Origin of the sequence: Bacteroides sp. D2, from assembly GCF_025147085.1 — a bacterium.
Classification (GTDB): Bacteria; Bacteroidota; Bacteroidia; order Bacteroidales; family Bacteroidaceae; genus Bacteroides.
Genome location: NZ_CP102261.1, coordinates 6,393,936 through 6,409,840, shown reverse-complemented (window position 1 = coordinate 6,409,840; position 15,905 = coordinate 6,393,936). Strand labels below are relative to the sequence as shown.

Below are 15,905 nucleotides of genomic sequence, written 5' to 3'. Positions count from 1 at the left end.
GTGAAAAGTTGGATTACAACGGAATATTTCCATGCTTCTTAGCCGGATTACTCAATTTCTTAGTCTGCAACTGCTGCAAAGCGCGGATCACGCGGAAACGTGTGTTGCGCGGTTCAATCACATCGTCAATGTAGCCGTATTTAGCTGCATTGTAAGGATTGGCAAACAGTTTCGTGTATTCTGCTTCTTTTTCAGCAAGGAATTGAGCAGGATTTTCCTGATCTTTAGCCTCGCGTGCGTACAATACTTCTACTGCTCCGGCACCACCCATTACTGCAATTTCGGCAGTAGGCCATGCATAGTTCATGTCACCGCGAAGTTGCTTACAGCTCATCACAATGTGAGAACCTCCGTAAGATTTACGCAATGTGATCGTAACCTTAGGCACAGTAGCTTCACCGTAAGCATACAGCAATTTAGCTCCATGAAGGATAACACCGTTATATTCCTGACCTGTTCCCGGAAGGAATCCCGGTACGTCTACCAACGATACGATAGGAATATTGAATGCATCGCAGAAACGTACGAAACGTGCACCCTTGCGAGATGCATTGCTGTCGAGCACACCTGCCAAGTATTTAGGCTGGTTAGCAACGATACCTACTGACTGTCCGTTGAAACGGGCAAAACCAATGATGATATTCTTTGCATAATCTTTTTGGATTTCAAGGAATTCACCGTTGTCCACGATAGCGCCGATTACTTCGTACATATCATACGGTTTAGTTGGGCTGTCGGGGATAATATCGTTCAAAGAGTCTTCCAAACGGTCGATTGGATCTACACAATCTACATAAGGAGCTTCTTCAAGGTTGTTTTGAGGAATATAGCTTAACAGTTTGCGAATCAGGGCGAAACCTTCTTCTTCTGTTTTAGCGGTGAAATGAGTCACACCTGATTTAGTGGAGTGAACGCTTGCGCCACCGAGGTTTTCCTGGCTAACGTCTTCACCTGTTACGGTTTTCACAACTTTCGGTCCGGTAAGGAACATATAAGAAGTACCTTCCATCATCAGCGTGAAGTCGGTTAGAGCCGGAGAATAAACAGCACCACCGGCGCAAGGACCGAAGATACCTGAAATCTGTGGGATAACACCGGAAGCAAGGATATTGCGTTGGAAGATTTCTGCATAACCGGCCAAAGCATTGATACCTTCCTGGATACGTGCACCACCCGAGTCGTTGATACCGATGCATGGAGCACCCATCTTCATTGCCTGATCCATGATTTTACAAATCTTCAGTGACATTGTTTCTGACAGTGAGCCGGCAGAAACGGTGAAGTCCTGTGCGAACACATATACCAGACGTCCTTCGATTGTACCGCAACCGGTTACTACACCGTCGCCCGGATAATGTTTCTTATCCATACCGAAGTTCGTGCATCTGTGCTCAACGAACATGTCCATTTCTTCGAAGCTACCCTCGTCAAGCAGCATAGCCAGGCGCTCGCGTGCTGTGTATTTCCCTTTTTCGTGTTGCTTCGCAATTGCTTTTTCACCGCCTCCGATACGTGCTACGGCACGGCGTTCAATAAGCTCTTTAATTTTTTCAAGTTGATTACTCATGAGTTCTTGTTGGTTTTAGAGTTTATGATTAATGTTCGCAGAGTTCTGTCAACACGCCCAGAGTTGATTTCGGGTGAAGGAAAGCGATACTTAAACCTTCAGCACCTTTGCGGGGAGCTTTGTCGATAAGGCGGATTTCTTTGCTTTCTGCTTCTGCCAAAGCATTAGCTACGCCATCTTCTACAGCAAATGCAACGTGGTGAACACCTGCACCTTTGTTTTCAATAAATTTGGCAATGGTACTTTCAGGGCAAGTCGGCTCCAACAGTTCGATTTTGGTTTCGCCTACTTTTAAAAAAGCGGTTCTTACTTTCTGATCTTCCACTGTTTCAATGTTGTAACACTTCAGACCTAATACATTTTCGTAGTAAGGAAGGGCTTCTTCAATGCTTTTTACAGCAATGCCCAGATGTTCAATGTGTGAAATCTTCATAACTATACTTTTTTTATTTGGTTTTAAATCTGTGCTTATAAGGCATAAAACAGCACAAAGAAAGACAATTCTTACCTAATAAAGAAATATTTCTGCATTTAATTGTTGGGTAATAAAGCAGAAAAAATGGTGGGAAAGGAACATAAAGAGTCATTTTGTAATCTTGAGATTACATTTAGATATAAAATTTGACTAGAAGTTTGTTCAACCAGCTCCAACTGACGCGGAACCAGCGGCGAGTACTACTTTGTTTTCCTCCGAAACGGAGAACGAAATCACGATAGCCGTGTCTGCGGAATGGAAGTCCCACATCCATAAATTCCATGTGGCGGAATCCCCGTTGGTGCGCATCTTCCAATGCTTTCCAAACGGCCAACACGCCCGGATATTGAAGTGCATACGTCTTTCTCATACCTCCTGAAAACCAGAGGTATGCATCGTCTCCCGAATAGATGCAGACGGAACCGCCGATGATCTTCTCTTTATATTTTACAACGAATATTTTTGCCTGTTTTCCTTTGATTAACATATTGTTCATGTGGCGGAAGAAATCGTTGGCAGGAAAATATCTGCGTATGCGGGAGGAATAGACTTTGTGCAGCATCCGTGAGAAGTCGCGTATTTCTTCCACTGTATGTGCTTCCTCTACTCTGGCTCCATTTTTGAGTCCTTTTTTGATCTGCCGAATGCGTGACGGACTGAACCGGTCTTCCACTTTTTTCATACTGTGTAACGAATTGCGTACCCGTAACCAGTTGACAGGGAAATAATCGTTGGCTCTGAAAACCCGGTAACCGAACATCGAATTGTTCAGGTTTCGGAATTCGATCAGGACACAGCTGCGCGATGCTTCCTGCGTGAGATGTTCAAGCATATCCCCAAAGACTTCTTCTGCTTTCTCTTTATTGGCAGAAAGGGATTCGTCCAGAAATTCACCTTCGCTATATACTACACAATGTTTCACTAAAGAGGAAGGAAGCCACTTCTTTGCTTTGCGGATAGCGGCTAGCAGGCGTGCTACCGGTCTGCCGTCTTCCGTTGCTACTATTAATAAAGGAGTATATCCAGGAGTTGCTTCATAAATCTGAAATAACTCTTTGGAATGGAAGGTATTTTTTCCCGGCAATTCAGGAATATCCTTCCCTTGATAATATGTCGTTAGTTTAAGTGGCATCTAGGTACAAATTTACACTTTTTATTCTTTATTCAACAACAAAACAAAGAATTTGTTGGAGATGCTTGAAGTAAAGTACTGTTTATCTTTGCGGATTTATTGGAAAAAAGGTATAGCAAAAAGGAAGTTTTCGCATGAATGTAAACTATTTGTGAGTACAAAAGAAAAAAACTACCGTCTATTAATTGATTTTTAAACAGATGGCATTACGCTAAACGAAAAATAAATAATATTAACTTTAACTTAAAACGAATGAGAGATTATGCATTTGTTGAAGTGTGGAAAGCGCAGCATAGACGCATTTCCATGATTTTGGGAATAACGTTATTATGTTCCCCTATTCCATATTCTGTTCAAGCAGAAGATGGAGTCTCTAATACTATGGTGCAGATTGTCACACAAGCAAAAACTGTGAAAGGAACTGTTCTGGATGAAAATGGAGAGCCTTTGATTGGCGTATCTATTGTTGTAAAAGGTACTAGTACTGGTACAATTACCGATTTTGACGGTAAATTTTCGATTGATCTTCCCGCAGGAAGCAAGGAATTATTAATTTCTTATATAGGATATAAGGATCAAACTATAACTATAACAGGAAATGTACCATTGAATGTGAAGATGGTTCCGGATACGCAAGCTTTGGATGAAGTAGTGGTTATTGGTTATGGTACGGTAAAAAAACGGGATTTGACAGGAGCGGTTACTTCTGTGAAAAGTGGAGATATAACGGCTAGTCCGGTGAATAATCCGATGGAAGCACTTCAGGGGAAAGTTGCAGGATTGGATATTATGAAGTCTTCGGGTAAGGCAGGGGCTGATGTGGATATTCAATTGCGTGGTACCCGCTCAATCTATGGTTCAAACTCACCTTTGTTTATTATTGATGGTATTCAAGGCAGTTATAATCAGGTAAACCCGGCTGATATTGAGTCTATTGAAGTACTGAAAGATGCTTCTTCGACGGCTATTTACGGTTCGGCCGGAGCGAATGGTGTTGTTATAATTACTACAAAACAGGGAAAGACCGGGAAAGCAACGGTGAACTTTGATGCATATGTCGGAGTTAGTGGATTTGCGAAGTTTCCTCACGGTATGACCGGAGATGAATATGTGAATCTGAAGAAAGAAGCATGGAGAACTAAAAATAATGAAGAGTATCCGGAATTTATGTCTACAATCTTTAATAAGCCAGGGGTACTTGAGGCTTATGAAGCTGGCAAATGGATTGACTGGGTAGATGAAGTTATGGGTAAGAATGGTGTTCAGCAGAACTATAATTTATCTATAACAGGAGGAACGGAAAAAACGAAGATATTTGCTTCTTTGAACTATAATAACGAAGAAGGGTTGATTGAGAATGACAATCGTAAGCGTTATAGCATGCGTTTAAATCTTGACCAGTCCATATTCTCTTGGGCTAAGGTGGGCTTTAATACCAATCTGACGTATACGGATGGAAATAGTCGTAATCAAGGCGTTTTTGTGAATGCGTTGACTTTTTTACCTTTGGGTGATGCCTATGACGCTGATGGCAATATCAATTATGAATACTGCAAGGATGGCGGGAAAGTGAATCCGATGGCTGATGAAGCAAAAGATCAGTATGTAAATAATACGCGTAGTACTTATTTTACAGGTAATGCCTATTTGGAGTTGACTCCACTGAAAGGGTTGACTTTTAAATCGGTGCTCGGCACAACATTGAGTAATTCTCGTAATGGGGTTTTCTTTGGGGAAAAATCAATAGCTAATATCACTTCTGGCTATCAGGCACCTCTTGCTGAAATCTACAATAGTGCTTCTTATGCCTATAGATGGGAGAATGTTATTACTTATAATTTTACTTTGGCCAGAGACCATAATTTCGGTGTGACAGGAATTACTTCATGGTCTAAAAATCAGGATGAAGCAAATGAAAGTCATGCTCAAGGGCAGGAGTTGGCTGCACAGTCATTCCATAACTTAGGAGCCGGAACAGAGAAAGTCCAGGTGGCATCAAGTTTTTCACAGACGCAGTCGATGTCTTATGCTTTCCGTTTGAATTATAGCTATAAAGGAAAATACCTATTCACTTTTTCCAATCGATGGGATGGAGTTTCTCACTTGGCGGTGGGACACAAATGGGATGCTTTCCCTGCTGCTGCAATCGGCTGGCGTATCAGTGACGAAGCTTTTATGGAGAAAACGCAGAACTGGTTATCTAACCTTAAATTGCGTGCTGGTTATGGTGTGACGGGTAACTCTGGTCGTAAAGATGCTGCATATTCTTCTACCACAGGAAGTTATACTTATCCTAAAGGAGTTGGCTTTGGCAATAGCGCAGCCGGACATATTCAGTATGGTGGAACTTATGGTAACCCTGATGTAGGATGGGAAAAGTCTTATAATACGAATATTGGTATTGATCTTGGATTGTTTAATGGAAGAGTTAATTTTACATTTGACTGGTATAATACGGATACAAAAGATCTGTTATATGCGCGTACAATGCCGATCACTTCCGGTATAGCAGCATGGGGATCGCCAATGAAAGCATGGCAAAACCTCGGTGAAACAAATAATAAAGGTATTGAGTTGTCATTGAATACTCAAAATATTGTGAAGAAGAATTTTACTTGGTCTTCCAATGTAACCTTTACTGCCAATAAAGAAAAGATTGTTTCTTTACCTGATGGAGATGTAAAAGATGAAAAACTTTTCGAAGGTGAAGCTATCAGTGTCTTCTATGATTATAAATATTTAGGAATATGGTCGACAACCGAGGCGGAAGAAGCGGCAAAATATAACTGTAAGCCTGGCGATATTAAACTTGCTACAGATGGTTCATTTAATGATAATGGCATTCACACTTACAGTAATAAAACGGATTATTTCATTTTGGGTAAGAAAACACCGGACTGGATTCTCGGTTTTCAGAATAATTTTACTTACCGTGATTTTGATTTGAGTTTCTTTATCATGGCACGTTGGGGATATATGGTCAATAACGATGTTATTACTCGTTATAATCCGACGACTAGTTGGGATAACTCGCCCACCGGAAGTGATTATTGGACTCCTGAAAATCAAGGAGCTTATTTACCTCGCCCAGGTCTTCACGATGCTGTTAGCAATTATACAGGATTTACTTCTCTCGGATATATGGATGGCTCTTATATTAAAGTGAAAAATATTACTTTGGGTTATTCTCTTCCGAAAAAATGGCTGTCTAAGATTTGCATGGAGAAACTCCGTGTATATGCAACGGCTTATGATCCGTTTATTTTTGCGAAAGAAAAATTAATGAGAGATCTTGATCCTGAACGTAACGGTGCATCTAATTTCCCATTAACGAAGAGATTTGTATTTGGTGTAAATGTAACCTTTTAATTAATTGAGAGTTATGAAGAATAGAAAAATATATAATATATTGTTGGTTACTGTTTGGATTCTCGGAGGAGTATCTTGTTCTTTGGATGAATATAATCCGGGTGGCTCTTCTCTTGAAGCGTTAATGACGACACAGAATGGCTTCAAACAGGCTATTAACAACTGCTATTTTGGTTTACAGCGTAGTTTTTATGGTAAGCAGATTTATATAGAATTGGCAGAGGCAGGTACAGACTTGTGGACAGCAAAACAGAATTCTAATACAAATGCCAACTACTTCAAATATGCAGAAGGTGGATCTATGAACTTGAATATGGCTCAAAGTATCTGGAATTCCGGATATGATGGCATCGGCTCATGTAACTTGGCGCTTGCGCAAGCTGATAAGGTGATTGACTGGGATTCTGAAGAGGTGAAAAATGAGATTCTTGCCGAAGCACATTTTTTGAGGGGGCTGTACTATTATAATTTGGTGGAGATATTTGGTGGAGTTACACTCATTACTGCCAAAAATGAAGGAGTGGATATGGCTCCGGGCAGAACGGAGCCTCTGGAAATTTACAAAAACTGCATTATTCCAGATCTTGAATTTGCTGCCACCTATTTGCCCATATCGCGACCTGAAGAAGAGGGACGTGCATTGCGTAAGTCTGCTAAAGCTTATTTAGTGAAAGCTTATCTGACTACTAAAGAATATGGCTGTTCTGATTATCTACAGGCGGCAAAAGATGTGGCAGATGAATTAATTCGTGATTGTGAAGCTGGTGGGGCAGATTTAGATACTTATATGTATACTACTTTTGATGACGTTTTTGCTGATGCTAACAATCAGAATAATAAAGAGTCTATGTTCTCAATAGCTTGCAGTTCTCAATATGGTAGTGTCAATGCCTGGCAGAATAATTTGAGTTGGATGGAATTCTATTGTAATACTTATTATTTCCCTGCGGTTGAAAAGACACAAGAAAGTATAAAGCAATGGGGAGGCAACCCGGAAGGAATGTTTATGCCATCCAAGTGTTTGTTGGATTTGTACGTACAGTCTGACAATAAACTTGATCCTCGCTATGCCGCTTCTTTCAAAACATTGTGGAAAGCTAACAAAGCTTTCACTTGGTCTGAAGATAAAATTAAAGAGATGGACAGAAATGGTATTACAACTAATACAACGTTGGGGGTAGGTGATGACGCAATCCGTATTATACGTTCGGAAGAAGATAACTATGCGGCTTTGAAAGCTAATAAACTGAAAGCACCTTATATGATTGTCGATGTGGAAGATTTGTATGATGATGCTGGAAAAGTCAAAATGAACTACACTAGACAAAGCGATGGAAAAACGGTTTTGAATCCTTTCTATTATTTTTATCCGTCTTTATCCAAGTTTAATACGACCAATGTTGTAGTTTCCAACTGGAGTAAAGGCCGCTATGGCAGTAACGCTTCTATTATAACAATGCGTATGGCTGAAATCTATTTGTTAGCAGCCGAAGCAGATGTTTATTTAACAGGAGGAACTAATGCAAACAGATATATTAATGTTGTACGTGAACGAGCTGGTGCCACTAAGTATAATGGTGCAGTAGATATTCAGTATATATTGGATGAACGGGCCAGAGAATTGGCTGGTGAAAGTACCCGGTGGTTTGATTTGAAAAGAACAGGTAAACTTACAGAAGATTATTTGAAGCAGACAAATCCGGATATTGGTCAGTATTTCTTGAATAGTACTCATACTGTTCGTCCTATTCCTCAATCATTCACAGATATTATAGAGAATGGTGTCGATTATCAAAATCCGAATTATTAATGTGTTTGGATATTGATGAAACAATAGTTGGTTAAAATTTGATTGAAGAAGGATATATCTTGTGGTATATCCTTCTTTTTTTATGCTATTTTGCTTACTTTTGTTGTGCTAAATATGCACTATAAATAAAACATACACTATGGTAGAAGAAATATTAGCTTACAACAAGGAATTTGTTGAAAACAAGGGATACGAATCGTATATTACCAATAAATATCCCGATAAGAAAATAGCTATTCTTTCCTGTATGGACACCCGACTGACTGCTTTGCTTCCAGCCGCATTAGGAATTAAGAATGGCGATGTAAAAATGATAAAGAATGCAGGTGGCGTTATTTCCCATCCTTTCGGTAGCGTGATCCGGAGTTTACTCGTAGCTATCTTTGAACTGGGTGTGGAGGAGATAATGGTGATTGCTCATTCTGATTGTGGAGCTTGTCACATGCATAGTGAAACGATGCTTGAAAAGATGACGGCACGGGGGATAAATCCGGATTATATTGACATGATGCGCTTCTGCGGAGTTGATTTTCATGCTTGGTTGGATGGCTTCGAAGATACGGAAAAGTCCGTGAGGGGAACAGTCGATTTTATCGTGCGTCATCCTTTGATTCCTTCAGATGTGACAGTTTACGGATTTATTATCGATTCTACAACCGGAGAATTAACACGGATTGTATAGATAAACTATCTTTTTAATTCCTCTAAATATAGTGACGCTATCCTGTCATGATAGTGATACTATCCTTATTGTATGGTATCGCTATGTCTATAGGATAGTGACGCTATCTTGAATACAAAAAAATAAGGCAGCTTTTTATCGGCTGCCTTTATCTTTCTACGGTTATATACTTTCTTTGATTGGTGCACTCGTTTGTGACAAATAGGGTGCCCGTACATCTCAATTTCTGCCTCACGGCTAGCTTTACGATTCGCTTTAACGTAATCGTCTTGTGTAATTCGCTTTTTCATAATGAAATTATTTCTCTGTGCAAAGATACAATATATTCTTCATTTAGTATAAACTTTTATTTCCTATTACGCTCGGTTTGCATTATCTTTGCATACATTAATCAAATGAAACCGGAAATAATATGGAAAATTTCAGTGAATTGATAAAGAACCGTCGTAGTATGCGGAAGTTCACCGATGAAGAATTGACACAAGATCAGGTAGTTGCATTGATGAAAGCAGCCTTGATGTCTCCCTCTTCCAAACGTAGTAATAGTTGGCAGTTTGTAGTGGTTGATGATAAAGAGATATTGAAAGAATTGTCTCATTGCAAAGAACAGGCTTCTTCATTCATTGCCGACGCAGCTTTGGCGATTGTTGTAATGGCCGATCCGTTGGCCAGCGATGTTTGGATTGAAGACGCTTCCATTGCTTCCATCATGATACAGTTGCAGGCTGAAGATCTTGGCTTGGGAAGTTGTTGGGTGCAGGTTCGCGAACGTTTCACTGCCACCGGAATGCCTTCCGATGAATTTGTCCATGGAATTTTGGATATTCCCTTGCAACTTCAGATTCTTTCTGTCATTGCTATCGGCCATAAAGGGATGGAACGTAAACCTTTCAATGAAGAACATCTTCAATGGGAGAAAATTCATATTAATAAGTTCGGAGGAAAATAAGCATGGGAGCTGCTAAAGCGAATAATAGTAAAGATACCTATCTGGCTACTGCTGTTACCTTTATTGTAATCGGAGCACTTTTTCTGATCGATAAGCTGATTCATTTTTCTTCCATTGGGCTACCCTGGGTGATGAATAAGGACAATATGCTATTGTACGCCTCGATCTGTTTCCTTATTTTCAAACGCGATAAATCAATAGGTTTTGTGTTGCTTGGGCTTTGGCTAGTGATGAATATCGGTTTGGTCATGTCCTTATTGGGTTCGTTATCCGGATATCTGTTGCCATTGACACTGCTCATCATCGGAATCGTTTTATTCTGGTTTGCAAAACGATAAGAGAATAATGAAAAGAAGTATAGAAGATACACCGATCGTGTTTATCGGTGCAGGTAATTTGGCTACTAATCTGGCGAAAGCTCTTTATCGTAAAGGTTTCCGCATTGTACAGGTATATAGCCGGACCATGGAATCTGCCCGTACCTTAGCCGAGAAAGTAGAAGCTGAATATACAACAGATTTACAGGCAGTCTCCAAAGATGCAAAATTGTATATCGTATCAGTGAAAGATGATGCTTTAGTAGATTTGTTACCGCAGATAACAGAAGGAAAGCAAGCGTCTTTGTTAGTGCATACGGCAGGAAGCATTCCGATGAGCGTTTGGGAAGGGCATGCAGAACGTTACGGAGTATTTTATCCGATGCAGACATTCAGCAAACAACGTGAAGTTAAATTTCAGGAAGTGCCTTTCTTTGTTGAAGCGAAAAGGCCCGAAGACGTGGAATTGTTGAAGGCTGTTGCCGCCACACTTTCGGAAAAGGTCTACGAGGCTTCTTCCGAGCAACGTAAAAGCCTACATTTGGCTGCTGTTTTTATCTGTAACTTCACCAATCACATGTATGCATTAGCAGCTGATTTGCTTGAAAAATACAACTTGCCTTTCGATGTCATGCTTCCGCTGATAGATGAAACAGCACGTAAAGTCCACGAACTGGCGCCACGTGATGCACAGACCGGACCCGCTGTTCGTTACGATGAGAATGTGATGAGTAATCATCTTGCCATGTTGGTAGATTCTCCGGCATTGCAGGAAATATATAAACTAATGAGCAAAAGTATCCATGAGCACCATCAATTATGATTTATCCCGTATCAAAGCTTTAGCTTTTGATGTGGACGGAGTATTGAGTTCGACTACCGTACCTTTGCATCCTTCCGGGGAACCAATGCGTACCGTGAATATCAAAGATGGGTATGCCATCCAGTTGGCTGTGAAAAAAGGACTTCACATAGCTATCATCACCGGTGGCCGGACAGAAGCGGTACGTATCCGTTTTGAGGGGCTGGGAGTGAAGGATTTATACATGGGTTCTGCTGTGAAGATACACGATTATCGTGCTTTTCGCGATAAGTACGGATTGACCGATGATGAAATTCTATATATGGGTGATGACGTGCCGGATATTGAAGTGATGTGTGAGTGCGGACTGCCATGCTGCCCGAAAGATGCTGTGCCGGAAGTGAAATCCGTTGCAAAGTATATTTCTTATGCGGACGGTGGTCGGGGATGCGGACGTGATGTAGTGGAGCAGGTGCTAAAAGCTCACGGTCTATGGATGGCGGAAGATGCTTTCGGCTGGTGAAATCAACTGGTGACATCAATAAAAAGTATTTTCAATCGTAAATAGTAAATCGTCAAATCGTAAATAAAACCATGCTTGATAACTTAAAGAAATATCAGATTATATTAGCTTCCAATTCTCCCCGTCGGAAAGAACTGATGTCGGGACTGGGAGTAGACTATGTAGTCAGAACATTACCGGATGTAGACGAGTCATACCCGGATACATTGGTGGGTGCTGAAATTCCTGAATATATTGCCCGTGAAAAGGCAGATGCCTACCGTACCATGATGAAGCCGGGAGAATTATTGATTACGGCAGATACCATAGTATGGCTGGATGGGAAAGTACTTGGAAAACCGGAGGGTAGGGAAGGAGCCGTTGAAATGCTTCGTGCTCTCTCGGGAAAATCTCATCAGGTCTTCACAGGAGTTTGCCTGACTACTACCGAATGGCAAAAAAGCTTTACCGCTTCCTCCGAAGTATTGTTTGATGTCTTGTCGGAAGATGAAATCCTGTATTATGTAGATCGTTATCAGCCAATGGATAAGGCAGGAGCTTATGGCGTCCAGGAATGGATCGGGTATATCGGGGTTAAATCAATTTCCGGTAGTTTTTATAATATTATGGGACTTCCCATACAGAAACTGTACGGAGAGTTGAAAAAGCTGTAGTAAGTATCTTGAATATATCTGAATATATCAGTATCAGTGTAATTAACTTATTGATTACATGAAATACACAAGATATACTTAGTCCAATAATACAAAAAGGCTGCCTCAAAATCGAAAATGAGGCAGCCTTTTCTGTATTTTTAAGCAGGAACATTTATTGAATATCCCAAACTGAAAGATGTGGAAACCTATAATAAATCCAACATCAGAGGAATATCTTCTTCCCGAATTCCTTGTGTGAGAAGAGCTTCTTCATCTTTATGGAACATTTCCAGGAATCGTTCCCGGTTTCCACTAGCCGTAATGGCTTTTCCATAGAAAACGGCAGCTTTCTGAATATCTCCCATCACCCAGGCAACATGTCCTGCATTCATATAGTCAATAGCCAGAGGCTTCTGTTCTATTATTTTTTCATAATACTTCATCGCCTGTTCATGTTTCTGGCTGATAAATGAACACCATCCGATGCCACGCCATGCCTTAATACAGTTGTTCTCGATGAAATCCAGTTTGAAGAAATAATTCAGTGCTTCTTCATATTGCCCCAATTCTGCCAGACAGCTACCGATATGGAAAGTCACATTGGTATCTTCCGGAGCAGCTTCTTCTACCTTCTTATAATAGGTGATTGCTACCTGGTAATTTCTGTTCAACCGATAACAAATAGCCAGATGGCGATTGTTCCAGATATTATCCGGTTTCAGCGTGTCTGCTTTCAGATAAGCCTGGATAGCCTCTGCATATTTCTTTCTTTTTTGCAATGCATAGCCAAACTTCTGATAATATTCAGCACTCTCTCCTTCAAATCCGCCAATCGTTTCCAACTCTTCATAAATTTCGATAGCCTCGTCCCAACGTTCCTTTGACAGGTAGAAATCGGCAATGGGGAACAATACATCTTCCCAGTGCAATATATTGTCGAGTGCAGGGACATGATGAAGATCGAGCTTCTCTTTAAAAATATCTCTGAATTCACTCTTGCGCACACTAAGTTTGAAGAAACGATACAAATCGTGCAGGTACTGGTTGCTGACCGTTCCCGGACGTTCATTGAATTTCTTCATCGTCTCAACATTCGATTTCTCCGCCAATTCTGCAACCTGTTGTTCATTCAGTTGGCTCAACATCATATCCTGTTGTGACTGTGGCAATTGATGGATTGTGAAAAAGAGAGAGTACTTATCACTGTTACTGAAAAATCCCGATTGAAGAATTAAATCCAGTAGACTGCCTCCCTGATTTCCCGCCTGCTTCATTGCCTTGAGCACATTAGACTGTTGCTTGCTGAATGGATAAAACCAGTTATGTACCTCGCGGAAGAACGGATAGTTCTTCAAAGCCGCAAAAGTGCTCATATATACATCTGCACCCTCCAGCTGCAATTCGTTCATTTCACGCAATTTATCCCCCAGTCCGGATTTCTCGAATGCATCTTCCCAATCCGGATTCATATCGTTGTTTTCTTCATCGCTTTCTTCAAAGCCGAACCGCATATTTTTCATGGAGGAAACATTCTTCAGCATTTCGGGAATAATCTCCTCCCTCATCTTTTTATCAATCTTTTCCGTTTCCTGACATAATAGCATTTGTCGGTAAATACGTGCGACATCTTCTCTGAATGAGGGAATTTCTTCCATGAGATCCACCCTTTTTATCAGTTCCGGATAGAAAGTAAGGCGGCTTCTGTAAATGTGGAAAATAATCATCGCACCAACCAATGCCCGTTGACTGACGTTGACGTTGGGATGCTCGTAAGCATTAAGCAACCACATTATTTTTCGTAGGTCGAAACATTCCATCAAGCTCAATGTGAGGGCACTGACAAACAAACATAAATCATCTCCCGGAAGTAATTCCGAGGCAAGCATGGCTTTTGCATCTTCCTCGTCTTCGGGAGTCCATGCGCTGTTTGTCCATGTTCTGATAAACATAAACTTGAGCGTGTCCTCATGCCGCTTTAATACTTCATCCATCTTTTCGTCAGACAGTAATCCGCTGACTGCCAAGTCGTCATTAAAAGACTCCAGTATGTGTAATATGGTTTTAAGACCATAGTTTGACAAATCTGGCGATTTGGGAGTACGTCGTACTTCATGATAGTATCTTGATGAAGCGTTATCCAATATGAGCAAACGTGATTGGTCGGCAATTCCCCACGTGTCTGATACCATTTTCTGATACAGATTCCACCGTTCAGGGTCATTTGCTCCCTGTTTCATGTATTCCAGCATATATTTGTAGGAAGTCTGCAATTGTTCCAGGCGAGTGCGTAGATCCCAGTCAGGACACTGCCACAGCAGAGATTCCAACTGCATCAGAGCTTCCTTGAGTCTTTTCTCTTCAAGTAAGGCACGTATATATGCGTATTGTTCATTAATCGTTTTTTCGTTCATCATTATTTAATTATTTATTTTTTCCAATCCAGGTCAAACGTTTCCAGAGACCCTCAAAAGGACCATGTTTATGGTGCCGCAGCCACCACGAACAAAATGCCATTTGTAATAGAACAAAAAGGATGCCAAAAAGGAAGCTATATGTGATTCCTAAATATCGTCCCAATTCGAATCCCCAATGATAGAACAAAAGAGAACCGAAAATGGATTGCCCGAGATAGTTCGTTAAACTCATTTTACCATAAGATGTGAAACGCATAAAGAAACTGCGGTCTTTCACACGATAGAAAGTCAACAGTAATCCTGTCACCAGTAATACCATGAAGCTAAGGCTGCTGAATGAACTTAATATCAACTGTAGAGGAACAAGGACGGCATTCCGTTCGATGAATTCCGGCAACATATTGTTCAATCCGTAGATGGGGAAGAAGCAGAGAAGCGAAATTGCTAATGCTTTTAACCACAAGCGTTCGTTCTGTTCGCTATACAGGAAATATTTGCGGCGGCCAACCAGCATTCCGAATAGGAATAACCCCGGTGTTTGTAAGATACGTCCATGTTCCAATGCCCAAGTCATGTTAGCCATTTGTCCTTCCCACATATTCATGCGGACTGTTTCAAGGAAGTTGCCATGCTTTTGTACGTCGAAAGCGATGCTGAAATAATAACCTGCCAAACTTTTACCTGCCACATAGTCAGGATTGCACAAGGCATAGATCAATTTTGCCCAATCGATAGGTTGAAGGATTAATAAAGTAGCAAAGATGGCAACCGTACGGTCACTCATCCGGCAGAATATCGGCAGGATAATTCCTAAAATCGCATACATGGTTAATATTTCGCCGGTAAAGAAAGCGGCATTGAATTGTCCTATAATGAATAGGATGAATAATCTCCATAAAAAACGCAGGCGGAAATCTTTCCCTCTCCGTTGTTGGTTATTGTCCTGAATATAGAAACTGAAACCGAAGAGCAAAGCAAATACAGCGTATGCTTTATTACTGAAAGTGAAGAATAATCCTCTCCAGATTGCTTGATCGGTAAATTTCATCCATTCAAAAGGGACTTCTTCCGGGAAAGAATAGAAATTAAAGTGTTCAATGCTGTGCAAGAGGATGATTCCCATTACTGCCAATCCTCTTAATACGTCGGCCACGTCTATTCGGGCGTTGGTTTCGGCGATTTTACTTTCCATGTTTTTTTAGTTACTGTTATTAATAAGATTAATATTTG

14 protein-coding genes are annotated in these 15,905 nt (G+C 40.7%); 8 read left to right on the top strand and 6 right to left on the bottom strand.

The genetic code is table 11. The features are described 5' to 3' along the window. Positions 1 to 13 precede the first annotated feature (13 nt). The 3 genes from NQ505_RS24295 to NQ505_RS24285 all read right to left on the bottom strand — a co-directional run bounded on the left by NQ505_RS24295 (position 14) and on the right by NQ505_RS24285 (position 3,174). Positions 14 to 1,567: an acyl-CoA carboxylase subunit beta gene (locus NQ505_RS24295; RefSeq protein ID WP_008999806.1), complete on the bottom strand. Its 1,554-nt coding sequence runs from the start codon at positions 1,565 to 1,567 to the stop codon at positions 14 to 16. A 28-nt stretch (positions 1,568 to 1,595) separates the two neighbouring features. Further along, entirely contained in the window at positions 1,596 to 2,000 is a 405-nt protein-coding gene (mce, locus tag NQ505_RS24290; protein WP_008999807.1) for a methylmalonyl-CoA epimerase, read from the bottom strand. Positions 2,001 to 2,175: 175 nt separating this feature from the next. Then, positions 2,176 to 3,174, bottom strand: a complete 999-nt coding sequence (locus NQ505_RS24285; RefSeq protein WP_008999808.1) for a GNAT family N-acetyltransferase — start codon at positions 3,172 to 3,174, stop codon at positions 2,176 to 2,178. 252 nt (positions 3,175 to 3,426) lie between these two features. Here NQ505_RS24285 and NQ505_RS24280 point away from each other — a divergent pair, with 252 nt between their 5' ends. The 3 genes from NQ505_RS24280 to NQ505_RS24270 all read left to right on the top strand — a co-directional run bounded on the left by NQ505_RS24280 (position 3,427) and on the right by NQ505_RS24270 (position 9,035). Then, complete coding sequence (locus NQ505_RS24280) at positions 3,427 to 6,543, top strand: SusC/RagA family TonB-linked outer membrane protein (RefSeq protein ID WP_008999809.1); 3,117 nt, start codon at positions 3,427 to 3,429, stop codon at positions 6,541 to 6,543. 13 nt (positions 6,544 to 6,556) lie between these two features. Further along, positions 6,557 to 8,353: a RagB/SusD family nutrient uptake outer membrane protein gene (locus NQ505_RS24275; protein WP_008999810.1), complete on the top strand. Its 1,797-nt coding sequence runs from the start codon at positions 6,557 to 6,559 to the stop codon at positions 8,351 to 8,353. 139 nt (positions 8,354 to 8,492) lie between these two features. Further along, a complete protein-coding gene (locus NQ505_RS24270) occupies positions 8,493 to 9,035 on the top strand; it encodes a beta-class carbonic anhydrase (RefSeq protein WP_008999811.1) in 543 nt (180 codons plus the stop codon). Between the two features lie 65 nt (positions 9,036 to 9,100). Here NQ505_RS24270 and NQ505_RS24265 read toward each other — a convergent pair whose 3' ends face one another. Continuing rightward, entirely contained in the window at positions 9,101 to 9,325 is a 225-nt protein-coding gene (locus NQ505_RS24265; RefSeq protein ID WP_008999812.1) for a hypothetical protein, read from the bottom strand. A gap of 122 nt (positions 9,326 to 9,447) precedes the next feature. Here NQ505_RS24265 and NQ505_RS24260 point away from each other — a divergent pair, with 122 nt between their 5' ends. The 5 genes from NQ505_RS24260 to NQ505_RS24240 all read left to right on the top strand — a co-directional run bounded on the left by NQ505_RS24260 (position 9,448) and on the right by NQ505_RS24240 (position 12,279). Next, positions 9,448 to 9,984, top strand: a complete 537-nt coding sequence (locus NQ505_RS24260; RefSeq protein ID WP_008999813.1) for a nitroreductase family protein — start codon at positions 9,448 to 9,450, stop codon at positions 9,982 to 9,984. Positions 9,985 to 9,986: 2 nt separating this feature from the next. Next, a complete protein-coding gene (locus NQ505_RS24255; RefSeq protein ID WP_004300874.1) occupies positions 9,987 to 10,322 on the top strand; it encodes a hypothetical protein in 336 nt (111 codons plus the stop codon). 7 nt (positions 10,323 to 10,329) lie between these two features. Next, a complete protein-coding gene (locus NQ505_RS24250) occupies positions 10,330 to 11,124 on the top strand; it encodes a Rossmann-like and DUF2520 domain-containing protein (RefSeq protein ID WP_008999814.1) in 795 nt (264 codons plus the stop codon). Continuing rightward, complete coding sequence (locus NQ505_RS24245; protein WP_004304399.1) at positions 11,105 to 11,626, top strand: KdsC family phosphatase; 522 nt, start codon at positions 11,105 to 11,107, stop codon at positions 11,624 to 11,626. The genes NQ505_RS24250 and NQ505_RS24245 overlap by 20 nt, the downstream gene beginning before the upstream one ends. A 71-nt stretch (positions 11,627 to 11,697) precedes the next feature. Next, positions 11,698 to 12,279 (top strand): Maf-like protein, encoded by a 582-nt coding sequence (locus NQ505_RS24240; protein ID WP_008999815.1) that lies wholly within the window; start codon positions 11,698 to 11,700, stop codon positions 12,277 to 12,279. 188 nt (positions 12,280 to 12,467) lie between these two features. On the opposite strand, the gene NQ505_RS24235 is transcribed toward NQ505_RS24240, so the two are convergent. Both NQ505_RS24235 and NQ505_RS24230 read right to left on the bottom strand, forming a co-directional pair. Further along, positions 12,468 to 14,675, bottom strand: a complete 2,208-nt coding sequence (locus tag NQ505_RS24235; protein ID WP_008999816.1) for a tetratricopeptide repeat protein — start codon at positions 14,673 to 14,675, stop codon at positions 12,468 to 12,470. A 7-nt stretch (positions 14,676 to 14,682) separates the two neighbouring features. Continuing rightward, the gene (locus NQ505_RS24230) at positions 14,683 to 15,867 is read right to left on the bottom strand and encodes a DUF418 domain-containing protein (RefSeq protein WP_008999817.1); all 1,185 of its coding nucleotides are present in this window, start codon (positions 15,865 to 15,867) and stop codon (positions 14,683 to 14,685) included. Positions 15,868 to 15,905 lie beyond the last annotated feature (38 nt).